Annotated in this window: 20 protein-coding genes and 1 pseudogene; 8 read left to right on the top strand and 13 right to left on the bottom strand. The window is 72.1% G+C overall.

Annotated features, from left to right (window positions below; translation table 11 throughout):
- Window positions 1-103: 103 nt before the first annotated feature.
- Complete coding sequence (locus tag AB0G15_RS19900) at window positions 104-1,429, bottom strand: GH1 family beta-glucosidase (protein WP_362841616.1); 1,326 nt, start codon at window positions 1,427-1,429, stop codon at window positions 104-106.
- Between the two features lie 70 nt (window positions 1,430-1,499).
- Here AB0G15_RS19900 and AB0G15_RS19895 point away from each other — a divergent pair, with 70 nt between their 5' ends.
- The gene (locus tag AB0G15_RS19895) at window positions 1,500-2,156 is read left to right on the top strand and encodes a TetR/AcrR family transcriptional regulator (RefSeq protein ID WP_362693429.1); all 657 of its coding nucleotides are present in this window, start codon (window positions 1,500-1,502) and stop codon (window positions 2,154-2,156) included.
- 138 nt (window positions 2,157-2,294) lie between these two features.
- Here AB0G15_RS19895 and AB0G15_RS19890 read toward each other — a convergent pair whose 3' ends face one another.
- Window positions 2,295-3,233, bottom strand: coding sequence for an aldo/keto reductase (locus AB0G15_RS19890; protein WP_362841613.1), 939 nt, complete (start codon window positions 3,231-3,233; stop codon window positions 2,295-2,297).
- Window positions 3,234-3,334: 101 nt separating this feature from the next.
- Between AB0G15_RS19890 and AB0G15_RS19885 the strand changes: the two genes are divergently transcribed.
- Both AB0G15_RS19885 and AB0G15_RS19880 read left to right on the top strand, forming a co-directional pair.
- A complete protein-coding gene (locus AB0G15_RS19885) occupies window positions 3,335-3,697 on the top strand; it encodes a MerR family transcriptional regulator (RefSeq protein WP_362693424.1) in 363 nt (120 codons plus the stop codon).
- A 238-nt stretch (window positions 3,698-3,935) separates the two neighbouring features.
- The gene (locus tag AB0G15_RS19880; RefSeq protein ID WP_362841610.1) at window positions 3,936-5,402 is read left to right on the top strand and encodes a penicillin-binding protein 2; all 1,467 of its coding nucleotides are present in this window, start codon (window positions 3,936-3,938) and stop codon (window positions 5,400-5,402) included.
- A gap of 123 nt (window positions 5,403-5,525) precedes the next feature.
- On the opposite strand, the gene AB0G15_RS19875 is transcribed toward AB0G15_RS19880, so the two are convergent.
- Window positions 5,526-7,403, bottom strand: a complete 1,878-nt coding sequence (locus AB0G15_RS19875; protein WP_362841607.1) for an ABC transporter ATP-binding protein — start codon at window positions 7,401-7,403, stop codon at window positions 5,526-5,528.
- 177 nt (window positions 7,404-7,580) lie between these two features.
- Between AB0G15_RS19875 and AB0G15_RS19870 the strand changes: the two genes are divergently transcribed.
- The 4 genes from AB0G15_RS19870 (at window position 7,581) to AB0G15_RS19855 (ending at window position 13,291) form a co-directional block, all read left to right on the top strand.
- Window positions 7,581-10,088, top strand: a complete 2,508-nt coding sequence (locus AB0G15_RS19870) for a tetratricopeptide repeat protein (protein ID WP_362841604.1) — start codon at window positions 7,581-7,583, stop codon at window positions 10,086-10,088.
- A gap of 598 nt (window positions 10,089-10,686) precedes the next feature.
- The gene (locus tag AB0G15_RS19865) at window positions 10,687-11,463 is read left to right on the top strand and encodes an AMP-binding protein (RefSeq protein ID WP_362841600.1); all 777 of its coding nucleotides are present in this window, start codon (window positions 10,687-10,689) and stop codon (window positions 11,461-11,463) included.
- A gap of 151 nt (window positions 11,464-11,614) precedes the next feature.
- A complete protein-coding gene (locus AB0G15_RS19860; protein WP_362841597.1) occupies window positions 11,615-12,397 on the top strand; it encodes an SDR family NAD(P)-dependent oxidoreductase in 783 nt (260 codons plus the stop codon).
- Window positions 12,398-12,556: 159 nt separating this feature from the next.
- The gene (locus tag AB0G15_RS19855; protein WP_362841594.1) at window positions 12,557-13,291 is read left to right on the top strand and encodes a hypothetical protein; all 735 of its coding nucleotides are present in this window, start codon (window positions 12,557-12,559) and stop codon (window positions 13,289-13,291) included.
- A 56-nt stretch (window positions 13,292-13,347) separates the two neighbouring features.
- Here the strand turns inward: AB0G15_RS19855 and AB0G15_RS19850 are convergent, their stop codons facing one another.
- Entirely contained in the window at window positions 13,348-14,334 is a 987-nt protein-coding gene (locus AB0G15_RS19850; RefSeq protein WP_362841591.1) for a winged helix-turn-helix domain-containing protein, read from the bottom strand.
- A 67-nt stretch (window positions 14,335-14,401) separates the two neighbouring features.
- On the opposite strand from AB0G15_RS19850, the gene AB0G15_RS19845 reads away from it, so the two are divergent.
- The gene (locus AB0G15_RS19845; protein WP_362841588.1) at window positions 14,402-15,613 is read left to right on the top strand and encodes an MFS transporter; all 1,212 of its coding nucleotides are present in this window, start codon (window positions 14,402-14,404) and stop codon (window positions 15,611-15,613) included.
- An 81-nt stretch (window positions 15,614-15,694) separates the two neighbouring features.
- Here the strand turns inward: AB0G15_RS19845 and AB0G15_RS19840 are convergent, their stop codons facing one another.
- The 9 genes and pseudogenes from AB0G15_RS19840 to pcaB form a co-directional block, all read right to left on the bottom strand.
- Window positions 15,695-16,255 (bottom strand): DUF1707 domain-containing protein, encoded by a 561-nt coding sequence (locus AB0G15_RS19840; RefSeq protein ID WP_362841586.1) that lies wholly within the window; start codon window positions 16,253-16,255, stop codon window positions 15,695-15,697.
- Between the two features lie 35 nt (window positions 16,256-16,290).
- Complete coding sequence (locus AB0G15_RS19835; RefSeq protein WP_362841583.1) at window positions 16,291-17,094, bottom strand: ABC transporter permease; 804 nt, start codon at window positions 17,092-17,094, stop codon at window positions 16,291-16,293.
- Window positions 17,091-18,068 carry an ATP-binding cassette domain-containing protein gene (locus AB0G15_RS19830; RefSeq protein ID WP_362841580.1) on the bottom strand — a complete coding sequence of 326 codons (978 nt, stop codon included), beginning with the start codon at window positions 18,066-18,068 and terminating at the stop codon, window positions 17,091-17,093. Before AB0G15_RS19830 ends, AB0G15_RS19835 begins: the two co-directional genes overlap by 4 nt.
- Window positions 18,069-18,207: 139 nt before the next feature.
- Window positions 18,208-18,756 carry an EXLDI protein gene (locus AB0G15_RS19825; protein ID WP_362841577.1) on the bottom strand — a complete coding sequence of 183 codons (549 nt, stop codon included), beginning with the start codon at window positions 18,754-18,756 and terminating at the stop codon, window positions 18,208-18,210.
- A gap of 164 nt (window positions 18,757-18,920) precedes the next feature.
- Window positions 18,921-19,562 (bottom strand): MBL fold metallo-hydrolase, encoded by a 642-nt coding sequence (locus tag AB0G15_RS19820; protein ID WP_362841574.1) that lies wholly within the window; start codon window positions 19,560-19,562, stop codon window positions 18,921-18,923.
- A 70-nt stretch (window positions 19,563-19,632) separates the two neighbouring features.
- Window positions 19,633-19,839 (bottom strand): hypothetical protein, encoded by a 207-nt coding sequence (locus AB0G15_RS19815; RefSeq protein ID WP_362841571.1) that lies wholly within the window; start codon window positions 19,837-19,839, stop codon window positions 19,633-19,635.
- A gap of 80 nt (window positions 19,840-19,919) precedes the next feature.
- Entirely contained in the window at window positions 19,920-20,726 is an 807-nt protein-coding gene (locus AB0G15_RS19810) for an IclR family transcriptional regulator (protein WP_362841568.1), read from the bottom strand.
- Window positions 20,710-21,096 (bottom strand): annotated as a pseudogene (pcaC, locus tag AB0G15_RS19805) (4-carboxymuconolactone decarboxylase); the annotation flags it as partial. The pseudogene pcaC and the gene AB0G15_RS19810, both read right to left, overlap by 17 nt.
- A 95-nt stretch (window positions 21,097-21,191) precedes the next feature.
- On the bottom strand, window positions 21,192-22,616 hold the full coding sequence (pcaB, locus tag AB0G15_RS19800; RefSeq protein ID WP_362841565.1) for a 3-carboxy-cis,cis-muconate cycloisomerase: 1,425 nt from the start codon (window positions 22,614-22,616) through the stop codon (window positions 21,192-21,194).
- Between the last annotated feature and the right edge of the window lie 25 nt (window positions 22,617-22,641).

Here is a 22,641-nt window from a genome sequence, read left to right as displayed (position 1 = left end):
ACGGGGGGTGATCGGTTGGGTTCCGGTTCTCACCTCCGATCATGCGATGCCGGAACCCGGGTGACCTCCTGCGTGACACCGAAGCCGTCGTACATCTTTCGAACTACGGCAGGGAGGGCGTGCCGGGCAGGCCCCGCGAGATGCGGTCGCGCAGCCAGTGGTAGGAGGCCTTCGGGGTGCGCGTCCCGGTGGGGAAGTCGACGTGCACGAGCCCGAAGCGCTGGCTGAAGCCCTCGGCCCACTCGAAGTTGTCCAGCAGGGACCAGACGTAGTAGCCGCGCACGTCCACCCCCTCGGCCCGCGCGCGCTCGACGGCCCCGATGTGACCGTCGAGGAAGGCGATCCTGTCCTGGTCGTCGACCGTGCCGCCGGGGCCGGGCTCGTCGGGCTGGGAGCAGCCGTTCTCGGTGACGTAGACCGGCGGGAGGGCGTCGCCGTACCGGGCACTGAGGCCCAAGAGCAGCTCGCGCAGGCCGTCGGGGACGACGGGCCAGCCGAAGGCGGTGGTGGGGTAGCCGGTGACGCCCGCGTCCTCGAAAGGGAGGCCCTCGCCGGTGGGCGCGGCGATCCGGGTGGGGTTGTAGTAGTTGATGCCGAGGCCGTCGAGGGGCGTGCCGATCAGGTCCAGGTCGCCGTCGCGCACGCAGTCGAGGCTCACCCCGTACGCGGACAGGTCGGGATAGGCGCCCAGGAGCACGGGATCGTTGAACAGGCGGTTGTGCAGGACGTCGTAGGCGTCGGCGGCGGCCAGGTCGGCGGGGTCGGAGGAGGCGGGCCAGACCGGGGTGCAGTTGTTGGTGATCAGGACCTTCTCCGCGCCGCGCGCCCTGAGCTCCCGCACGGCCAGGCCGTGCCCGAGCAGCTGGTGGTGGGCGGCCGGGAGCGCGTCCAGGATCAGGGTCCTTCCGGGGGCGTGGGTGCCCAGGGCGTAGCCGAAGACCATGTGGATGAAGGGCTCGTTCAGGGTGATCCACAGGGGGATCCGGTCGGCGAGCCTGTCGGCCACGGCCGCGGCGTACTCGGCGAAACGGTACGCGGTGTCGCGGTTCAGCCAGCCGCCCTCGTCCTCCAGGGGCTGGGGCAGGTCCCAGTGGAAGAGCGTGGCGGCGGGGACGATGTCCTTCTCGTGGAGCGCGTCGGCCAGCCGGTCGTAGAAGTCGAGGCCCGCCCGGTTGATCGCGCCCCTCCCCTCGGGCTGGACGCGCGGCCAGGCGATGGAGAAGCGGTAGGAGTTCGCCCCGAGGCCGGACATCAGCGCGAGGTCCTCCGGCCAGCGGTGGTAGTGGTCGCAGGCCACGTCGCCGGTGTCGCCGCCGCGGACGCGGCCGGGCTCGCGGGTGAAGGTGTCCCAGATCGAGGTGCCCCGTCCGTCCTCGGTGACGGCGCCTTCGATCTGGTAGGACGCGGTCGCCGTGCCCCAGAGGAACATCCCGGCCTCCAATGTGCGTGAGTCTGGCTCATGTTAATCCCCCGGGTCTGTCGTAGGGGATGATGGGGAGATGACGAACGTCTCCGGGGGAACGCTTCGCCGCCGGCCCGCTCAGCGGCGCAGCCTGGAACGGGTGGAGCGCATGCTGGACGAGTGCGCGCGGTTACTGGACGAGGTCGGCTACGAGGCACTGACCACCAAGGAGGTCGCGCGCCGCGCAGAGGTTCCAATCGGCACTTTCTACCAGTTCTTTCCCGACAAACAAGGGCTTGTACGCGCGCTGGCGCTACGCAATCTGGAGGCGTTCCTCGGCAGGATCACGGCCAGGCTCGCCGAGGTGCAGCTGTCCGAGTGGACGGAGATGGTCGACCTCGCGATCGACGAGTTCGTCGCGATGAAACGGTCCACACCGGGATTCGCGGTCGTCGACTTCGGGGGGGTGCTCGCCTCGCCCGGCGGTCCCATCCTCATGGGGACCCGTCGCATGCTCGACGCCGCCCTGGAGAACAACGCCATCGTGGCCGACCGGCTCCGCGCGATCACCGTCGAGCTGCTCGGCGCCCCGCTCGGCCCCGAGCTGGACCGGGTGCTCTTCGTCGCGGTCGAGGCCGCCGACGCGGTGCTCAAACTCGCCTTCCGCTCCCTGCCCGACGGTGACCCCGAGCTGATCGCCGAGTGCAAGCACCTGGTCCGCCGCTACCTGTCGGCGCACCTGCCGCAGGAATGACGGCGCCCGCCGCCGGTGCTCACCGGCGGCGGGGCCGACCGGCGGGACCCGCCGCCGTCGGTGGACGCGGTCGGTGGACGCCGTCAGCGGACGCCGTCAGCGGACGCGGTCGGTGGACGCCGTCATCGGCGGGTCCCGTCAGCGGACGGCGTCCAGGCGGGCGCGGTGCTCGTCGTCGAGCTTGAGGTCCAGCGCGCCCAGCGCCTCCTCCAGCTGCGCCAGGGAGCTCACACCGACGATCGGGACCGTCGTCACGTCACCGCCGATCAGCCAGGCCAGCACCACCTGGTTGACGGTCGCGCCCAGCTCGCCCGCGATCTCCCGCAGCACGGCCAGCCCGCGCTCGGTGCCCGGGTGATCATAGATGTCCTGGACCGGCCGGTCCTCGCGCGTGTAGGCGCCGAACATCAGCGTGTTGTACGCCCACAGGGTCAGGCCGGGCTCCGAGCGCAGGTAGTCGAGCATGTCGTCCTGGACCAGGACGTGACCCGCCTCCGGCAGCCGTACCCCGGGCCGGGGCCGCAGGTAGGTGTGGCGGAGCTGGACGTTGGTGTAGAGCGGCCAGCCGTTCGCCCGCGAGGTGGCGCGGGCGCGCTCCAGGCGCCAGGCCGGGACGTTGCTCGCGCCGATCTCGCGGACCTTGCCCGCCTGGGCCAGCTCGGCGAAGGCGCCCAGGGTCTCCTCCAGGGGAACGGAGCGGTCCTCGATGTGCGCCCAGTACACGTCGACGTGGTCGGTGCCCAGCCGCCGCAGGCTGCCCTCGGCGGCGGCGGCGATCGCCGTGGCGGACAGGCCCTCGGCGGAGTCCAGCGTCCGGTCGCCGGGGACGGTCGGGCGCGCGCCGCACTTGGTGCTCAGCACCATCCGGTCGCGGTTGCCCCGGGCGGCCAGCCAGCGGCCGATGGCCAGCTCGCTCTCGTCGCCGGTGGCGCCCTCGTTCCAGAACGGGTAGTTGTTCGCGGTGTCCAGCAGGGTGCCTCCGGCGTCGGCGAACCGGTCGAGGATCGCGAAGCCGGCCCTGTCGTCGAGGACGGTGCCGAAGGGGATGGTGCCCAGGGCGAGGGGGATGCGTGTCATGAACGCCACCCTGAATGCTGGAGTGGACTCCAGGGCAAGTGGGTCGCCGGGAAACATCGGAACTTGACCTTGAGTGGGCTCCAGGTGACATGCTGCCCGATGTGAGTGTGTACACACCGGGACAAGTGGTGGAGGAGACCGGCTTCAGCCTCGACACGCTTCGTTACTACGAGCGGATCGGGTTGCTCGAGTCGATCGGCCGCAACGCGGCCGGGCAGCGCCGGTTCACCCAGGAGGACGTCGGCTGGCTCGGTATGATCCGCTGCCTGCGCGACACCGGCATGCCGATCGCGGAGATGCTCCGCTTCGCCGAGATGACCAGGGCGGGTGACCACACGGTCCGCGACCGCATCGCGCTGCTCGAAGCCCACGACCGGCGGGTGCAGGAGCAGGTCGAGAACCTGCGCGAGAAGCAGGTGGCGATCCGGAACAAGATCGCGTATTACCACTCGGTGGTCGACTAGGAACTCCACGGCCCGCGTCGGCGGGGAACCGGGAACCGTACGGCCCGCGTCGGCGGGCGACCGGAGACCGCGCGGCCCGCGTCGGCGGTAGGCCGGACGGGCACGCGGTTCGTGCCGGAGGTGAGCCCCGGGGCTTATGGCCGTCCGGAAGCCGTACGACGGCTTTGCCCCTGGTCGGGGTGCCCTTTTCGGTCCGGCTGTTAAACCGGTATCGAGGTCGGGTGTCCGGGGAGGGGCCATGGTCGCACCGCGCGCGCGCCGGATCAACATCCCGCTGCGCCACGTCGCGCTGATGTGCGGGGGGATGCTGTTCGCCCTTCTCGCCAACGTGACCTACCTCCAGGCGCTGGACTCCGAGCGGCTCAACGAGGACCCGCGCAACAAGCGGACGATGATCGCGCGCTTCGAGAGCCCCCGGGGCAGGATCCTGCTCCGCGACGGCACGGTCATCGCGACCAGCCGCAAGGCCAGGAGCGCCACGTACCGTTACCGCAGGGTCTATCCCGGCGGGCCGCTCTACGCGGCGATCACCGGGCACTTCTCGCTCCACGGCACCGGTGGCGTCGAGCAGGCCGAGGAGGCCCTGCTGTCCGGGAGCGACCCCCGGGTGAAGGTGCGCGGGCTGGTCGACGGCACCCGCGGCGGCGCCACGCTCAGGCTCACCGTGGACCGTGGCGCCCAGCGGGCCGCCTACGACGGGCTGCGCGCCACCGGCAAGCCCGGCGCCGTCGTCGCGATCGATCCGCGCACCGGCGCGATCCTGGCCATGGTCTCCCTGCCCTCGTACGACCCGAACCTCTACACGAGCTTCGACGCGGCCAAACTCGACCGGGTGGACAAGCGGCTGCAGGGCGACCCCGAGGACCCGCTGCTGAACCGGGCGATCCAGCGGAACTACCCGCCGGGATCCACCTTCAAGATCATCACCGGCGCGGCGGCGCTCGGCTCGGGACGCTACGACCCCGGCACCCGCGTCAGCGCCCCGAAGTCCTTCCGTCTCCCCGGCACCGCCACCTACCTGCGCAACGCCGGCGGCGCCGCCTGCGGCGGCGGCGCACTCCCGCTGCTCCAGGCGTTCCGGCTCTCGTGCAACACCCCCTTCGCGAAGATGGGGGTCGACCTCGGCCAGGACGCGCTGCGCGAGCAGGCCGAGGCCTTCGGGTTCGACACCGACGACCTGCAGGTGCCCATGCCGGTGGCCAGGAGCGTCTATCCCCCCGCGCTGGACGACGCGCAGACCGCGATGTCGGCGCTGGGCCAGTTCGACGTCCGGGCCACCCCGCTCATGATCGCGATGATCGCGGCGGCGGTGGCCAACGACGGCTCGCTGATGCGCCCCCACCTGGTGGACGAGGTCCGTCTCGCCGACGGCACGGTGATCGACGTGACCGAGCCCTCGCCGTACCGCCGCGCGCTCGGCGCCGAGGAGGCCGAACGGCTCACGGAGATGATGGTCGCCGTCACCGGGAGGGGAGGGACCGGCGTCGCCGCGGCCGTCCGGGGTGTGAAGGTCGCAGGGAAGACCGGCACGGCGGAGAACGCCGTCTCGGGCGAGGACCACGCGATCTTCACCGGCTTCGCCCCGGCGGTCTCCCCCCGGATCGCCGTAGGGGTCCTGGTCGAGGGCGGCGGGCCGGGCGGGCGGGTGGCGGCCCCCATCGCCAGGGCCGTCATCGAGGCGTTCCTGGGCGGTCAGACCGAGTAGGGCCCGGCCCGGAGACGAGGTCGGGCCGGGGAGGTTCCGGCCCGGAGGTGACAACGGAGGTGACGGTGGCCGGGGAGGTTCCGGCCCGGAGGTGACAGGGGCCTTCGAGGCCGTCCCGGCGGGTCAGGCCGAGTAGGCCCTGGCCTGGAGGCTGTAGAGGTCGGCGTAGAGGCCGTCGAGGGTCATGAGCTCGTCGTGGGTGCCGTGCTCGACGACCTTGCCGTGGTCGAGGACGTAGATCCGGTCGGCGTAGCGGACGCTCGCCAGCCGGTGGGTGATCAGCAGCACGGTACGCCCGTCGGCGTGCCGCCGGATGCGCTCGAACAGGGCGTGCTCGGCGCGGGCGTCCAGGGCCGCGGTGGGCTCGTCGCAGATCAGCAGCGGGGCGTCCCGGTGGAAACCGCGGGCCACCGCGATCCGCTGCCACTGGCCGCCGGACAGCTCCTGGCCGTCCTTGAAACGCCGGTCGAGCAGGGTGTTGTAGCCGTGCGGCAGCTCGGCCACCACCTGGTCGGCGCCCGCGACCTCGGCCGCCGCGACGAGCGCGGGCTCCCCCTTGTCGGTGCCCATGCTGATGTTGTAGCGGGCGGTCAGCGGCCAGCGCGTGTGGTCCTGGGCGATGACCGCGATGCGGTCGCGCAACTCGTCGGGATCGACGTCCGCCAGGTCCGTGTCGTCCCAGCGGACCCGGCCGCCGTCCGGTTCGTACAGCCCGGACAGGATCTTGGCCAGCGTGGTCTTGCCCGAGCCGTTCTCCCCGACGAGGGCGATCACCTCGCCCCTGCCGATGGTCACCGTGAGCCCCTGGAGCGCCGGGCCGGCGGAGCCCGGATAGGTGAAGACGACGTCCTCGGCGGTGATCCGCTCGAAGCTCTCCGGTGCCTTCGCCGGGCGTCCGGCGGGCAGCCTGCCCTCGGCCTCGGCGCAGAAGTCGAGGAAGTCGGTGAAGTACAGGCCCTCCTCGTAGAGGCGGTTCGTGGCGTACATCAGGTTGGCCAGATAGGTCTGGCCCGAACGGATCGCCAGCACGGCGGTGCCCGCGACCGCCAGGGGGACCGCCCCCACCGCCAGCAGCACGCCCAGGGCGACGTAGACGACGGCCGTGCCGACGCCGCCCAGCGCCTCGCCGACGACCCGCGCGAGGACCTGCCGCCTGGCCAGGCCGAGCATGACCGTCTGCTCGGCCGTCGCCACCGCGTCGTACATCCGCATCAGGAAGCCGCGCATGGTGAACGAGCGCACCTCCGCGGCCGGATCGCGGTCCGCGAGCAGCTCCGCGATGATCCACTTGCGGCGCCTGGCCGGGATCAGGGCGTACATCGTCGTGTAGCGCATGCGCGCCGAGCGGACCGCCGCCCACGCGTCGGGCAGCACCGCCAGCACCAGCAGCGGCAGCAGGACCGGGTGGAGCACTCCCAGCACGCCCGCCGCGGCGACGATGCCGATGATCGCGGTCAGCGTGTTGATGGCCGTGCCCACCACCTCGTCCGCGACGCCGACCCCGCGCGCCCTGGCCCGCTGGAGCGCGTCGTGGAAGTCGGGGTCGTCGAAGGCCGCGAGGCCGACCCGGCCGGTCAGCCCGTACAGGCGTTCCTCGGCGATCCGGCCCACCTGGGGCTCCAGCCGTGACTGGGCCCAGCCCGCGCCCGCCTGCGTGAGGGTGCGCAGGGTCGCGGCCACCCCCACCAGGATCAGGCTGGGCAGGGCGGCCCGCACCCGGTCGGGGGTCGGCCCCGCCTCGAACAGCGCCGACAGCACCCCGGTCGTGGCGAGCAGCCCGAACGCGGTGAACACCCCGCTCAACAGGCTCAGGGAGATCGCGATGACGGTGTCGCGGGGACTGGCCAGCCACGCCAGCCTGACGGCCTGCGACACCAGCGCCGGAAGCCTGCGGGCGATGGTCAGGAAGCCGACCTTCGTCATCTTGTCGGTGTGGGCGTACCAGCCGGAGACGCTGATCTCGCCGATCTCGGGGACCGGGTCGGCGGGGGAGTTCGTCATGGGAGCAGTGTGAGTCGCCGCACCGGCGATGGCCATCGGACGACCGCGGGATGGCCGCGGGCGGTCACGGCGGGACAGGGTAATCCACAAGCCGGAAAAGGTCTAAGGCTGGGCATGGTTCGGTAATTGATGTCACACTTTCTGTGACGGTTCTATCCGCGACCTCTCTAAGAGCCGATGACCCAGGACACCGCACACTCCTCCTTCACCGGAGGCAACCTCCCCCTCGAACCCAACGGCTTCGTGGGGCGTGAAGCCGACGTGGAAGAGCTCACCGACCTGCTGGGCGTCGCCAGGGTGGTGACGCTCTGCGGGGCGGGCGGCATCGGCAAGAGCAGGCTGGCGGTCCGGGTCGCCGGCCAGGTGGCGGGGGAGTTCCCCGGCGGGGTCTGGCTGGTCGAGCTGGCCGACGCGGTGCGCGGCGACCAGATCGAGCCCCGGGTGGCCGCCGTGCTCGGGGTCAAGCCCGAGCCGTCCCGCGCGCTGGCCGACACCCTGATCGACGCGCTCGGCGACCGGCGGCTGCTGCTGGTCATGGACAACTGCGAGTCGCTCATCGAGGAGTCCGCGAGGTTCTGCCGCGCCGTGCTCACCGTCTGTCCCGACGTACGCGTGCTCACGACCAGCCGCGAGCCGCTCCGGGTGGCGGGGGAGACCGTGTGGCGGGTGCCGCCGCTCACCCTGCCCAGGAGCGACGGCCACGACCTCGGCACCAGCGAGGCGGTGCGGCTCTTCCTCGGCACCAGCGAGGCGGTGCGCCTCTTCGCCGACCGCGCCACCGCCGCCTCGCGGGCCTTCTCCGTCACCGAGCAGAACGCTGCCGACATCGCCGGGCTCTGCGAGGCGCTCGACGGGATGCCGCTCGCCATCGAGCTCGCCGCCGCCCTGTGCAGGGTGCTGACCGTGGAGCAGATCAACGCCAGGCTCAGGGACAGGTTCCGGCTACTGTCGGCGGGCGACAGGACGGCCCCGGCCAGGCAGCAGACGCTCAGGGCGACCGTCGACTGGAGCTACCAGCAGCTCAACGAGCCCGAGCGGATCCTCCTGCGCCGGCTCGCGGTCTTCACCGGCGGGTGGACTCTCGACATGGCCGAGCAGGTCTGCGCGGGCAACGCGCTGTGGGCCGAGGACGTCCTGGGGGTGCTCTGCGACCTGGTCGACAAGTCGCTGGTCCTGGCCGACGCCGAGGTGGCGGGCGAGACGCGCTACCGCATGCTGGAGACGATCCGCGAGTACGCCACCGAGCAGCTCGACGCCTCGGGCGAGGAGCCCGAGTTCCGGCGGCTGCACCGCGACCACATGATCGAGATCGCGGCCCGGATCCACCGGACGATCGTCCGGCGCCCCCGCCCGGCCTGGACCGAGATCTGCCCGATGCTCGTCATGCTGGACGAGCTCCAGACCAACGTGTGGGCGGCGGTGCGCTGGTCGGTCGAGTCCGCGGGCGACCCCGAGAGCGCGCTGCGCCTCCTCGTCCTGCTGCGCTGGCCGATCATCGCCGGGGGGAGGTTCACCCCGGCCGACAAGTGGCTCGACCGCCTGCTCGACGCCGCCCCCGAGGACCTGACGCCGTCCGTGCGCGGCGACGCGCTCGCGCTGCGCGGGCAGGTGGCCTTCGGGCAGGGCGACCCCGACACCGCGCAGATCGCCTGCACCGCCGCGGTCGGCCTGTGCCGCGAGGCCGGCCTGTACGGACCGCTCAGCGGCGCGCTCGCCATCCTCGCCTGGGTCGCCATCTACCAGCGGCGCCCCGAGCGGGCCAGGTCCCTGCTGGACGACGCGCTGGAGGCCGTACGCACGGTCGACGACCCCTGGCACGAGACGGTCATCCGGTCCATGGAGGGCACGTTCGCGCTGTCCGAGGGCAGGGCGAAGGAGTCACAGCGGTCCTTCGAGGCCGCGCTCGCCATCGCCCACGAGCTCGACAACCACTGGGCCGCGCCGGTCGCCCTCATCGGCCTGGCCCAGGTCGCCTGGCTCCGCGGCGACCTGGCGGAGGCCCGTGCCCACTACGAGCGCGCCCTCGACATGCTCCAGGACATCACCGCCCACTGGCAGGCCATCACCTGCCTGTCGGGGCTGGGCCGGATCGCGCTGGCCCAGGGAGACCTCCCCACCGCGCGGGGCAGGCTGATCGAGAGCCTGCGGCTCTGCATCGGGACCGGCCAGCGGCTCGGCGTGGCCCGCCGCATTGAGACGCTCGCGCAGCTCGCGCTCGCCGAGGAGGACGACCGCCGGGCGGTGCGCCTGGCCGGGGCCTCCGCCGCGATCAGGAGCGCGATGGGCGACGCCGTGCTGCCGCCCGGGTTCGGGGCGCGGATGGAGGAGCTGCTCCAGCCCGCCCGGGTGCGTCTCGGCGACGCGCTGGTCGCGCAGCTGTGGGCGCACGGCCAGGAGATGTCCCAGGAGCAGGCGGTCCGCTACGCGCTGCAGTTCGACGAGCCCTACGAGACGCCCCTGCTGCTCGGCAAGCATCCGGTCGTCGCCCCCATGACCACGCTCACCTGCCGGGAATGGGAGATCGCCGAGCTGATCGCCAGGGGGATGAGCAACAAGGCCATCGCCGACGAACTGGTGATCAGTCCCGCCACCGCGGCCCGGCACGTCGCCAACATCCTGGCCAAGCTCGGGTTCTCCTCCCGGACGCAGGTCGCCACCTGGGTCATCGAGCAGAACCGCTCCTGACCGGCGCGGCTGCTCACACGCCCCACCCGGCGCCGGTGAGTGCTACATACTCCGGACTACACATTCGCGGGGGTGAAGATACATCCCGGGATACGCAGTCCGGAGCATGTGTCGTACCCGCCGCGCACCGTACGTTTTCCTGGTGTTCGACCGATGACGTCCAGCCTTCCGCACCGCGCCGGCCACAGTTCCGGTCCGGGACGGTAGGTCCACACCATCCCGGGCGTCTCGGTCGAGCACGTCGCGGACGTCGCGTGTCCCCGCTTGATGGCCGAGGTCTCCTCGGAGGGGTGGGGGCTTGGGCCATGGGTCATGCGACAGCGGGCTCGAGTCGCGCAGGGCTCGGGCCCGCCCATCGCCTTTCCAGGCTCTTCTCCTGGTTTCTCCTTTTCGGCCGCGGCGTCGGGACCCGCGGACCGGGCGCCGCCCAGGGGGAGACCAGGCATCACCCGAGGGGGAACAGGGCGCTACCCGAGGGGAGACCAGACACCACCCGAGGGGTGACGGGGTTCCGTCCTGGAGGAGAGGGCCGAATACACAGTCATCTACATACATCTGCGGATGCCCGCGTGGATCGAGCGGCCCTACCGTCGGCGGAATGAGACCCACCTCTCCGTCCACCAGCTGCACCCTCACCGAAGCGGTGTTCGGCTACGCGCACGGTCGAGGTGACCGGCCCGCCCTGATCGACCTCGGCGCCGGGGTGGTGTACGGCTACCGCCGGCTGGCCGCGGAGGTGACGCGGGGAGCGTCGGGCCTGGTGAGGCGGGGTGCCCGGCGGCGCCAGGTGGCCGGGATCCATGTCGACAGCGCTGTGGCCCAGACGCTGGCGGTGCACACGGTCATCGCGGCGGGAGGGGTGGCGGCGCCGATCGCCTCCGGATGCGAGGAGATGGCCGACCTGCTCGCCGAGTGGGACGCGCGGCTGCTCATCACCACCCCGCCCCTGGCCGACGCGTCGTTGCGGGCCGTGGAGGACTCGCGGGTCCGGCAGGTGATCGCGTTCGGCCAGGCCCGTGACACCGTCGACTTCGCCGACCTGCTGCTCCTGGAGCCCGTCCCGCTGCCCTTCCTCGACCCGGCGGTGCAGCCCGCCCTCCTGGTCGACGACGGGGGCGTGCTCACCCACCACGACCTGATCGTGCGGATGAACGTGCTCGACGAGGGCGCCGAGCTGGGGAAGTCCGACGTCCTGCTGGTGACCTGGCCCCTGCGGTGCAGCCTGGCCATGACGACCCTGATCGGGCTGGCGCTGATGCGCGGCTCCCTCGTCGTCGTGGCCCCCGGCCTCTCGCCCGACGAGCTGTCGGCGACCATCCACGACTTCGGCGTCACCGTCGTGGCCCTGTCCGACGGGGCCGTCCAGCGCGTCTGAGGTATCCCCGGTCCTGTCCGATGGGGCCGTCTCGCGCGTCTGAGGCGGCTGCCCGAGGTGTTCCACCTGGGCCGATACGTGTCCGGCGGCGTGTGCTCCCGTCCCCTGGGTAGTTAACGACCAGCATGTTCTCGTAAAGGGGATCGTTCTCATGGCGCGCATTCTGATCACCGGCTCCACCGACGGCCTCGGGCTCATGGCCGCCCGGCTGCTGGTTCACGACGGCCATGACGTCACGCTGCACGCCCGCAACGACACCCGAGCCGGCGACGCGCGCGACGCGCTGCCGGAGGCGGAGACCGTCGTCGTCGGAGACCTGATCACCATCGAGGGGATGCGGTCCGTGGCGGCCCAGGCCAACGAGCTGGGCCGGTACGACGCGATCATCCACAACGCCGCCGTCGGATACCGGGAACCGAGCAGGATCGAGACCGCCGACGGCCTGTCCCACGTGTTCGCGGTCAACGTGCTCGCCCCGTACCTGCTCACGGCGCTCATCACCCCACCCGACCGGCTGGTCTACGTCAGCTCCGGCATGCATCGCGGAGGGGACCCCAAACTGGACGACCTCCAGTGGAGCACCCGCAACTGGGACGGTTCACGGGCGTACGCGGACAGCAAGCTGCTGGACGTCGTCCTGGCGTTCGCGGTCGCCCGCCGATGGCCGGACGTGCTGTCCAACGCGCTCGAACCCGGCTGGGTCGCGACGAAGATGGGGGGTCCGGGCGCGCCCGACGACCTCTCCCTGGGCCCCGTGACGCAGGTGTGGCTGGCCACGAGCCAGGACCCCGAGGCCATGGTGACCGGTGGCTACTTCCATCACCAGGAGACGCGCTTCGCCCACCCCGCCGCGCGGTCGCCCGAGGTGCAGGACGGCCTCCTCGACGCGTGTGCCAAGCTGACCGGCGTCCCGCTCCCGTCGCACGCGGCGTGAACACGCCGTCGCGGCCGGGACCGCCGGCGCCCCGGTGTTCCGGCCCGCCCGCATCCGTCTCCACGACGGCCGTCCACGCTCCCCTCGGCCGGTTCCCGCCCGGTTCCACGACCTGACGGCCTCCGGAGGGTTGAACCGGACGAGGCCCGCGGACGTCTCATGATCATGCGATTGATCGTCCTCACGTCTCTCGTCGCGTTGACCGCCTGCGGCGCGCCCGCACCCGTGGCGCGGAGCACGGGCGCACCGGCGGCCTCCACCCCCGCTTCGGCGCCGGCCTCGACGAAGACGCGGGCGGAGGCGGAGTCCGGGTCCAGGTGTGCTCCGGCCCCCTCCAGGAGGCTGGACCCCAAACTGCTCCGGCAGATCGCCTTCGACTACGACCCCCTCAACTCCCCGGAGGAGCTCGCGGCGAAGACGCCGCTGGTCGTCGGGGGAACCGTCGAGGACTTCGTACCGGGACCGATCGTCGAGGAGGGGCTCCCCGGCGACCGTACGCACTACGTGCTGATGCCGGTGAGAGTGACCGAGCGGTTCAAGGGGCGATCCGCCGGTCTGGTCCACGTGAAGTTCTTCCAGGGCGGGATATGGCGGAACCAGACCCCGGTCCACTCGGTGGCCGACTTCCGCAGGGGGGTGCCCGAGGGCACCAGGGTCCTGCTGTTCGTCTACCCGGACACCCGGAAGGAGTGGCCCGTGGTCGAGGACCGGGCAGCTCTCCCGGCCGGGACGCCGATCTACACGACCCATCCGCAGGGAGCGCTCCTCGGCAGGGGGCTGCGGGTGATCGGCGGCATGGAGGAGATCGACCCGGCCTCCCGCTGGGCCGATCCCTGTGGCCTGGACGGCATCGCCGCGCGGCTGCGCGCCGCCGGGTATCGCGGTACTCCCTGAACCGGTCCCGGCGCTCCGGCTTCGTCTCGCCGGGAAGACCGTCTCCGGGCGGTTCCTCAGGGCCGGAGTCCCGAGGGATCGACCAGGGCGTCGCCCAGCGCGGTGCGGTGGTACAGGACGCCTCGGCCGGTGCGGCTCCCGGTGATCAGGCCCGCCCTGCGCAGGGCGGAGACGTGGCCGCCCACGGTGCCCAGGCTCAGCTCCAGCAGGGTCACGAGCTGGGTGGTGGTCGCCGGGGTCGCCAGCTCCAGCAGCAGGCGGCTCCTGGTCCTGCCGATCAGTCCGGCCAGGCCGTCCGGCGTCTCGGGCAGGATGCCGGTGCCCCGGGCCGGATAGCTGATCGCGTACGGCCAGTGGGTCTCCAGGTAGGAGCCGACTCCGATGGGGAACACGGTCGGGATGAAGAGCAGTCCGCGCCCGTCGAGCCGGTAGGTCTCGTCCGAGCCCCTGGAAAGCACCTCGATGACACCGTCGGGACGCCAGCGGACCCGGGGGGTGAGGTCGTCGAGTGCCGCGGCCCAGCCGTAGGTCGCCAGGCGGCCCGCCCGCTGGACCACGTCCCGCTCCAGGATCGCGTGGAAGCGCGGCCACGCGGGGGAGACGATCTCCTTCCAGATCGCGGTCAGCGCCTCGGCGAACAGCCGTACGACGTCCGGTGAGAACAGCGTGTCCCTGACGGGCTCCGGCGGGCGCGGCATTCCCTCCAGGTTCCTGGTGATCTCGGCGTGCGCCCGCGCCACCGGGGTGGCGCGCACCACCGCGATCTCCGCCTCGAACGGGGTGTTCACCCCGGTCGGCGGCGGCGCGGGGAAGTCGGCGTTGTAGTGCCGCTCGCGGAACAGGGCCACCATGGCCCTCAGCCCGGGGTGCGCGAGCAGCAGCCTCCCGTACGGCTCCCGCATCCTGCCGGCCCACGCCCGCCACTCCCCGGCCTCCCTCCTGCCGGAGAGGATCCAGAGCGCGTGGTGGGTCACGATGAGCGGGGAGATGGCGAACCTGCTGGCCATGATGTCGTGCGGGGTGACCTCGATGCGGAAGACCATTGCGACGACCCTTCGGATATATCCGAAAGGTTAGCCAGCCGTCCGGACGCCTCCCACCATCGTGTCCATGACCACACAAGAGCGCGGCGCGACCTATACGGAGGTCTTCGCGAACCGGGACTTCCGTGTCCTGTTCGGAGGCTTCACCCTCCTGGTGGCCGGGGACCAGGTCAAGATGCTGGCCCTGTCGGCGCTGGTCTACGCGCGGACCGGCTCGCCGGGGCTGTCGGCGGCGTCGTACATGGTGGGGTTCCTGCCCTACATCGTCGGCGGGACCTTCCTGCTCTCGCTGGCCGACCGGATCCGCCCGCGTGCGCTGATGGTCGCCGGTGAGCTGGTACGGGTGGTGACCTGCCTGCTCCTGGCCTTCACGGGCCTGCCCGTCTGGGCGATGCTCGTCCTGGTCCTGGCCACCGGGCTGTTCTCGCCCGTCTTCGGGGCGGCCCGCAGCGCCCTCCTGCCCGACCTGCTGCCGGGCGACGCGTTCGTCCTGGCCAGGTCCGTGCTGAACGTGACGGCCGCCGGGGCCCAGATCGGCGGCCTGGCGGCGGGCGGCGCCATCCTCGCCCTCGCGGGACCCGCGGGGGCGCTGGCCGTCACCGCCGCGCTGTCCGCCCTGTCGGCCGTGGTGCTGCGCTACGGCCTGCCCGACTTCCCCGCCAGGAACGCGAGCGTCGCGAACGCGCGGGGAGAGGGTCCTGTACGGGAGACGCTGCGGGTCAACCGGGCCCTGCTGGCGGACCCCCGGGTGCGCGGCCTGCTGCTCGCGCAGTGGCTGCCGGTCTCGCTCGTGGTGGGTGCCGAGGCGATGATGGTCCCCTACCTGGGAAACGCCGCCGGGCTCGCGCTCGCCGGCGCCTCCGTCGGAATGGCGGCCGGAAGCTTCGTCGTCGGCCGGTTCGTCTCGCCCGCAGGCAGGGAGCGGCTGGCGTTCTCCCTCGCGGTCGTGTCGGGCGTTCCCCTGCTCGCCTTCGCCGGCCGGCCGGGGCTCGCCGGAGCCGCGCTGATCGTGATGCTCTCCGCGGCGGCGTCGACCGCCTGCCAGCTGGGATTGCAGCGGTGGTTCGTGGACGCGGTCCCCGAAGCGGTCAGGGGGCAGGCCTTCGGCCTGGCCTCGGCGGGGATGATGACCGGCCAGGCCCTGGGCGGCGCCCTGGTCGGTGTCGCCGCCGAGGTGACCTCCCCGCACATGGCCATTGTCCTCACGGGAGCCGCGACCGTCCTCTCCGCCCTCGCCCTGCACCGGTCCCTGAGAGCCGGCGGGCGGCGGCCCGCGTGACAGCCGCCCGCACCCCCGGGGAAGCCGGATCGGCGAACCCGGCGCGGGCGGCTCGCGCTCTCGACGCCCTGCCCGGCGGCCTTATCGGTGAGGGCCGAGCCGGTCGCGCGAGGTGCGGACGCGCAGGCGGCCGTATTCGAGTTCTCCGGTGATCCGGACGTGCAGCGCGCCCGGACGTGCGCGGCCGGGCAGCGCGCAGGTCACGCTGCCCCATCCGGTGCGTACCCCGTCGACGTTCGCGGTCGCGCCGGGCGGCAGGACGATCGTGGCCGAGCCGTAGGGGAGCCGGAGCTCGATGTCGATCTCCGGATACCGGACGCGGGCCTGGGACAGGTCGAGCTTCACCCCGCCGTACTCGGACTCGACGCGCAGCAGGCGCGGGACCTGCCAGTCGCCCGACCGCTTGATGCGTCCGCCCGTGGACGTCAGCCGGAGGACGTCGTCCGGGGCGTCCGGGCTGTCCGGGTCGTCGGGCAGGTCGGTGATCAGCGGCAGCAGGTCGCCGTGGTAGGTCGCCGTGAGCGCGCGTTCGAGCCGTTCCTCCATCTCGCCGGGGCCGAGACGACCGTCGGCGAAAGCCTGCTGGAGCCGGCGCACGACCCTGTCGCGTTCTCCGTCGGAGACGCGTATCCGTGGTTCCATCCGCTTTGTTGTCCGTCCTGTCTCGTCGGGCCCGATCACTGGCTGACCGCTCTCTTGTACAGCCGGATGGAGAGGGGCACGAAGACGACCAGGAGCAGTACCGACCAGAGCAGCGTCGCCGGCACCGCGTGCTGGAGCGGCCAGGCGCCGGGCACCGGCATGGCCGCGTTGGTGTTGCCGAAGAGCTCGCGAGCGGCCTGGACGACCGTGGAGACGGGGTTCCACTCGGCGACGACCCGCAGCGGCCCGGGCAGGCGGGTGCTGTCGACGAAGGCGTTGGACAGGAAGACCAGCGGCATCGACACGATGGTGGCGATGTTGTTGAAGACCTCGGGCTTGCGCAGGGCCAGCGCGACGGTCGCGGTCACCCACGAGAAGGCGTACGAGAACAGCAGGAGCAGCAGGAAGCCCAGCACGGCTCGATGCGGCTCCGAGTGGATGCGCCAGCCGACGGCCAGCCCGACGAGGGCCATCGCGACGACACTGCTCGCGTTCATGATGACGTCGCTGGAGGTCTGGCCGGTCAGCACCGCCGACGGGGACATGGGCAGCGTGCGGAACCGGTCGAAGATGCCCTTCTGCAGGTCCAGGGTGAGCGTGTAGCCGGTGATCTGCGCGCTCGTCACGATCGTCTGGACGAAGATCCCGGGAATCATGTACTCCTGGTACGACATGCCCGGCAGGTTCATCATGCTGCCGAAGACGTACGCGAACAGCAGCACGAACACGATCGGGAGGATGATCACGCCGCCCAGCAGGTCGGGTGCTCGCTTGATCTTGAGGACGTTGCGCTTGGTGATCGTGATGCCGTCGGCGACCGCCAGCTGGAGGGCGTTCATCGGGAGTGCTCCTTCGTCTTCGTCGTGGTGGGGTCGGCGGTCGGGTGTCCGGTGAGGGTGAGGAACACCTCGTCGAGCGTCGGCCGCCGCAGTCCGGCGTCGCGTACGGCGACGCGTTCGGCGGCCAGGTGGCCCAGGGCCGTGGTGAGCGAGGCCGTGCCGCCGCCGACCGGGATCGTGAGCCGGAGCGTGGCGTCGTCGGCCCGCGCGTCCCCCACGGCCAGGGGAGCGAGCACGCGCCGCGCGGTGTGCAGGTCGGCCGTGCTCGTCATGGTCAGCTCGACGCGGTCACCGCCGACCTGGTCCTTGAGCTCGTCGGCGGTGCCGAGCGCGATCACCCGGCCGTGGTCGACCACCGCGATCGTCCTGGCCAGCCGGTCGGCCTCCTCCAGGTACTGCGTGGTGAGCAGCACGGTGGTGCCGTCGGCGACGAGTTCGGAGATGACGTCCCACAGGCTCGTGCGGGCCCGGGGGTCGAGGCCGGTGGTGGGCTCGTCGAGGAACAGCACCGGCGGGGCGGCGACCAGCGCTCCGGCCAGGTCGAGGCGGCGTCGCATGCCGCCGGAGTAGCCCTGCACGGGGCGGTCGGCCGCCTCGCTCAGGTCGAAGCGTTCCAGCAGCTCGCGGGCCCGCTGCCTGCTGCGTTTGACGCCCAGGTGGTAGAGGCGGCCGACCATCTCCAGGTTCTCGGCACCGGTGAGGTGGTCGTCGACGGCGGCGTACTGGCCGGAGGCGCCGATGTGGGCGCGCAGCCGGTGCGCGTCGGCGACGACGTCGAACCCGGCGACCGTGGCGCGGCCGGCGTCCGGTTTCAACAGGGTGGTCAGGATCCGTACGGACGTGGTCTTTCCCGCGCCGTTGGGGCCGAGCAGGCCGAACACGGTGCCCTGGGGGACGGACAGGTCCATCCCGTCCAGGGCGACGACGTCGCCGTACTTCTTGACCAGCCCTTCGGCCGTTATCGCGGGGGGCATGCGGGTTTCTCCTTCGTTTGTTCGTGCCGGGGGACAGAGGGATGAGGGCATGGGGGGACAGCGGGATGAGCGGGATGAGGGCGTGAGGGGGTAGCGGGCGGTCGCCTGTCGACCGTCCGGTTGCGTGCGTCGGATGGGGTTAGATGTCGAGGTCCTCCACGGCGGGACGCTCGGCCATGTCGGCGATCAGGTCGTAGAACTCGTCAGGGATCCTGCCGCGCAGCTCCTGGAAGGTGTTCACGACCTCAAGCGTGGACTCGCCCTGGACGAATCCCCAGCTGGAGTCGGCCAGGCCGAGATAGCTCCGCCACGCGCCGCGCGAGAGGAGACCCTCCAGCCAGTTGTCGGCTCCCGACGTCAGGCTGTCCGTCCAGTCGGGCGAGCGGTCCACGTGCAGGACGTATTTGTCCTTGCGTGAGCGGTACACCCGGAACATCTCCACCCGGCTGCCCGTCGTGCGTCCCCACTCGCCGAGCAGCACCCCGGAGAAGCGCTGCTTGCGGCCCGTGCCACCCTGGCCGACCTGCACGATGATCTCGTCGTAGCCCTCCTGGCGGCCGTCCTCCATCTCGACGTAGCGCCGCAGCGCCATGCTGATCGCCGTCGACAGCTTGCCCCCGGCGAGCTCCTGCGCCCTCTGGAACAGGGGGAGATCCTCGTCCGAGACGTAGATCGTTTTATTGGGCATCGTTCCATCCTCATCCCGTATACGTATAAGCCTACGTATAAAACAGCATGGGCGGCAAGGCCCTTCCTGTTTTTCGCGTTATATCGTGATTTAGTGGTGATGGGTGCCGCCGGGCGGCACGTCGGCGAGGTCTCGGCCGCCGGGTCCGGGGGCCGGTCCGGGGATCAGAGCTCGACGCTCTCGCCGGGCCTGAGCCGCCGGATGTCGGCCCCGAGTCTTTCGGCCTCGCCGGCGAGCACGCCCTCCAGCACCTTGACGCCCCACTCGTTGATCAGACCGTCGTGGATCGCGTACGCGCGCCGGGGCGCCATCGTCCGCAGGTAGGCGATCATGTCGGGAACCGTCATCCAGGGAGCCTGGCCGGGCACCAGCAGTGTCGGCACGTCGACGACGGTCAGCGCGTCACCCGGGTGGAGGACCTCCCCGTCGACGACGAACCCCACGTTGTCCACCGGCGGCACGTCGGGGTGGCTGAAGTGGTGCTTCTCCCCGACGACGGTCACCTCGAAGCCTGCGATCGGCAGCACGTCCCCCTCCCGCACGACCCGTACGCGGTCGCCGAGCCCGGTCAGGTGCCGGGCCACGCCGGGGCAGGTGTAGACGACGAGACGCGGGTCCCCGGCGGCGGCCGCGCGCAGACGCCCGGGTTCGAAGTGGTCGAAGTGCTCGTGCGTGACGAGTACGGCCTCGGCGCCGGTGACGGCATCGGCCTCCGGGGTCATCGCGCCGGGATCGATGGCGAGGCTCCGCCCGTTCTTCTCCAGTCGCACGCACGCGTGTCCGTATTTAGTGAGCTTTATCGTCATACGTCACATGCTGCTCGCCCCGTGACGTCTCCTTGATCCGATCTGCCACGGGCGAACATTCGCGCAGGTGTCAGGCCTGGGTCAGGCGGTCGTACACAGTCGCGGCGGTCAGGCCGTAAGCGAGGTGCGGGACGATGTCGGACACCCAGGACGACGCGCTCCACTCGCGCGGGTCGGTCAGGCGCAGGATGGTGAGAGGGGCGACGCTCGCGCGGTCGGCCGGCTCGCCCGCCGCCCGGGCCGGCAGCCCGCTCGCGGGCCGGCCGCGTACGACCATGTCCAGGTAACCGGCGATGTTCAGCGCGGTGGTGCCCGCCGCGCTCGTACGGCGTGCCGACGCCGACCGCGGCGGCGGGGTCAGCGGGGGGACGGGGCGCTGCCCCTGACGCCCGAGGCGTGCAGGTCGGCCTCCACCCGCGCGGCGGTGGCGAGCAGCGGGGGGAGCAGGTGGCGGCGGGCGGACTCGGAGGTCGTACGGCTCGCGTGGGAGGAGATGTTGATCGCGGCGGTCACCCGTCCCGAGCGTTCCCTGACGGGGACGGCGATCGAGCGCAGGCCCTCCTCCAGCTCCTGGTCGACCATGGCCCAGCCCTGGGCGCGCACCCTGTCGAGCTCGGCTCCGAGGGCGGCGGGAGAGGTGATCGTCTTCGGGGTGAACCTGTGGAGCTCGACCTGTCCGAGGTAGGCCTCGAGGTCGCCGGGCGGCAGCCAGGCCAGCAGCACCCTGCCCATCGAGGTGCAGTGCGCCGGGAAACGGGTGCCGATGTTGATGGTCACCCGCATGATCCTGCTCGTCGCCACCCGGGCCACGTAGACGACGTCCTCGCCGTCGAGCACCGCCACCGACGCCGACTCGTGCACCTCGGCGACGAGGCGTTCGAGGTGCGGCTCGGCCACCTCGGGCAGCGAGAGGCTGGACAGGTAGGCGTACCCGAGGTCCAGGACGCGGGGGGAGAGCGCGAACAGCCGCCCGTCGGTCCTGACGTAGCCGAGGTCGACGAGCGTGAGCAGGAAGCGCCGGGCCGCGGCCCTGGTCAGGCCGGTCGCGCGGGCCACCTCGCTGAGCGTCAGCTCGGGGCTCGTCGCGCTGAACGCCTTGATCACCGAGAGCCCGCGTGCCAGCGACTGCACGTGGTCAGAGCCACGGTCAACCGGTTCGACCATCCCCGCCCTCCTCGTTCCGGTCGAACTCTAGCGCCGCCCGTGCCACCGCGAACGCCCGGTTGGCGGCGGGCACGCCCGCGTAGATCGCGGTCTGCAGCAGCACCTCCTTGATCTCCTCCTCGGTCAGCCCGACGCGCAGCGCCGCCCGCACGTGCATGGCCAGCTCGTGCTCGTGCCCGAGCGCGGCGAGCATGGCCAGCGTGATGCAGCTGCGGGTGCGCCTGTCCAGGCCGGGACGGGTCCAGATCTCACCCCACGCGTACGTGGTGATGAACTCCTGGAAGTCCGCGGTGAACGGGGTGGTGCCCGCGACGGCGCGGTCCACGTGCTCGTCGCCGAGTACGGCCCGGCGCGTCGCGTCCCCGGCCGCCCACCCGTTCGTGCCGGTCGTCTCCGCGCTCTCCCCGCTCATCTGCCCGCTCTCCCGTCCGTTCGTGCCGTTCGTCTCTCCGGTGTCCCGTTCGCTCATCCGCCGGCTCCCGTGAGGTTCTCGTGGGCGGCGAGTGCCCGGTCGACGAAGGCGGCGGCGGAGCCGAGGGCGCCCGCCGGGTCGAGGGCCGCGTCGATCTCCCCGGGGGTCAGGGAGACGCCGGGATCGGCGAGCAGGACCTCCCGTAGCTCCGTGCCCTCCTCGGTGGCGCGGGCGCAGGCGGCGTCCACCAGCCGCCGGGCCTGCGGGGTGCCCCCGAGCCGTACGACGACCTGCTCGGCCATCAGCAGCCCGCGGGTCGCCCCGAGGTTGGCGCGCATCCTGGCGGGGTCGACGGTCAGGCCCTCCAGCACCTCGCGGAGCCAGGAGGCGGCGCTGCCGGTGAGCCGGAGCAGCTCGCCCAGCGTCTCCCACTCGGCCTGCCAGGGGCCCGCCGCGCGCTCGTGCTCCTGGACCATGCCGTCCAGGATCGAGGCGACCAGCCCGGGGACGCGCTGGACGCAGGCGAGCACGGACATCGAGCCCACCGGGTTGCGCTTGTGCGGCATCGCGCTGGAGGTGCCCCGGCCGGGCCCGGTGGGCTCGGCGACCTCCGCCACCTCGGTCTGGGCCAGCAGCTTCACGTCGTTCGCCACCTTGCCCAGCGTCCCCGCCGCGGTGCCGAGCGCGCAGGCCAGCCGGGCCACCGGGGTCCGGTCGGTGTGCCAGGGGACGAGCGGCTCGGCCAGTCCCAGGCCGGCCGCCAGGAGCGGCGGCACCTCGTGGCCCCGCTCGCCGAGGACCGACAGGGTGCCCGCCGCCCCGCCGTACTGGACCGGCAGCGGCACCTCCGCCAGCCAGGACCGCGAGCGGTCCAGCGCGCTCAGCCAGCCCGCCGCCTTCAGGCCGAACGTGACGGGCACGGCGTGCTGCAGGACGGTGCGCCCGGCCATGACGGTGCCGCGATGACCGGCCGCCAGTCGCGCGCAGGCGTCCGCGCAGGCGGACAGGTCGGCGAGGATCGGTGCCAGCGCGCGGCGGGCGACCAGCATGGCGGCGGTGTCGTTGACGTCCTGGCTGGTGGCGCCGTAGTGGACGAACCGCCGCAGGCCGGGCTCGATCCGCTCCCGCAGGGCGGCGACCAGGGGGATGACGGGGTTGCCGGTCCGCGCGGCCCTGTCGCCCAGCTCGGCGACGTCGTAGAGCCCGGGGCGGCAGGCCTCCGCCAGCGCGGCGGGCACCTCGGCGGGGACCAGGCCGAGCGCGGCCTGCGCGCCGGCCAGCGCGGCCTCGGCGTCCAGCATGGCGGCCAGCCACGCGACGTCCGACACCTCCGCCGCGGCCTCGCCCCTGGCGAACATCCCGGAGAACAGGCCGCCGTTCACGGGAGCGGGAACGGGATCGTTCGCGGGAGCGGGATCGTTCGCGGGAACGGGAACGGGAGCGGGATCGTTCGCGGGAGAGGGAGAAGGAGAGGTCATGTCCACCTCCGGGTGGTTCGGACGC

Origin of the sequence: Streptosporangium sp. NPDC023825, assembly GCF_040639575.1 — a bacterium.
Taxonomy (GTDB): domain Bacteria; phylum Actinomycetota; class Actinomycetes; order Streptosporangiales; family Streptosporangiaceae; genus Streptosporangium.
This window is presented reverse-complemented; position numbering and strand designations above follow the sequence as displayed.

Bases quoted from the DNA above. Each gene is read 5' to 3' on its own strand.
- AB0G15_RS19895 (WP_362693429.1), top strand. From the start codon at position 1,500: ATGACGAACGTCTCCGGGGGAACGCTTCGCCGCCGGCCCGCTCAGCGG.
- AB0G15_RS19855 (WP_362841594.1), top strand. From the start codon at position 12,557: ATGATCATGCGATTGATCGTCCTCACGTCTCTCGTCGCGTTGACCGCC.
- AB0G15_RS19840 (WP_362841586.1), bottom strand. From the start codon at position 16,255: ATGGAACCACGGATACGCGTCTCCGACGGAGAACGCGACAGGGTCGTG.
- AB0G15_RS19835 (WP_362841583.1), bottom strand. From the start codon at position 17,094: ATGAACGCCCTCCAGCTGGCGGTCGCCGACGGCATCACGATCACCAAG.
- AB0G15_RS19825 (WP_362841577.1), bottom strand. From the start codon at position 18,756: ATGCCCAATAAAACGATCTACGTCTCGGACGAGGATCTCCCCCTGTTC.
- AB0G15_RS19870 (WP_362841604.1), top strand. From the start codon at position 7,581: ATGACCCAGGACACCGCACACTCCTCCTTCACCGGAGGCAACCTCCCC.
- AB0G15_RS19875 (WP_362841607.1), bottom strand. From the start codon at position 7,403: ATGACGAACTCCCCCGCCGACCCGGTCCCCGAGATCGGCGAGATCAGC.
- AB0G15_RS19900 (WP_362841616.1), bottom strand. From the start codon at position 1,429: ATGTTCCTCTGGGGCACGGCGACCGCGTCCTACCAGATCGAAGGCGCC.
- AB0G15_RS19810 (WP_362841568.1), bottom strand. From the start codon at position 20,726: ATGGTCGAACCGGTTGACCGTGGCTCTGACCACGTGCAGTCGCTGGCA.
- AB0G15_RS19815 (WP_362841571.1), bottom strand. From the start codon at position 19,839: ATGGTCGTACGCGGCCGGCCCGCGAGCGGGCTGCCGGCCCGGGCGGCG.
- AB0G15_RS19845 (WP_362841588.1), top strand. From the start codon at position 14,402: ATGACCACACAAGAGCGCGGCGCGACCTATACGGAGGTCTTCGCGAAC.
- pcaB (WP_362841565.1), bottom strand. From the start codon at position 22,616: ATGACCTCTCCTTCTCCCTCTCCCGCGAACGATCCCGCTCCCGTTCCC.
- AB0G15_RS19860 (WP_362841597.1), top strand. From the start codon at position 11,615: ATGGCGCGCATTCTGATCACCGGCTCCACCGACGGCCTCGGGCTCATG.
- AB0G15_RS19880 (WP_362841610.1), top strand. From the start codon at position 3,936: ATGGTCGCACCGCGCGCGCGCCGGATCAACATCCCGCTGCGCCACGTC.
- AB0G15_RS19850 (WP_362841591.1), bottom strand. From the start codon at position 14,334: ATGGTCTTCCGCATCGAGGTCACCCCGCACGACATCATGGCCAGCAGG.
- AB0G15_RS19890 (WP_362841613.1), bottom strand. From the start codon at position 3,233: ATGACACGCATCCCCCTCGCCCTGGGCACCATCCCCTTCGGCACCGTC.
- AB0G15_RS19820 (WP_362841574.1), bottom strand. From the start codon at position 19,562: ATGACGATAAAGCTCACTAAATACGGACACGCGTGCGTGCGACTGGAG.
- AB0G15_RS19865 (WP_362841600.1), top strand. From the start codon at position 10,687: ATGAGACCCACCTCTCCGTCCACCAGCTGCACCCTCACCGAAGCGGTG.
- AB0G15_RS19830 (WP_362841580.1), bottom strand. From the start codon at position 18,068: ATGCCCCCCGCGATAACGGCCGAAGGGCTGGTCAAGAAGTACGGCGAC.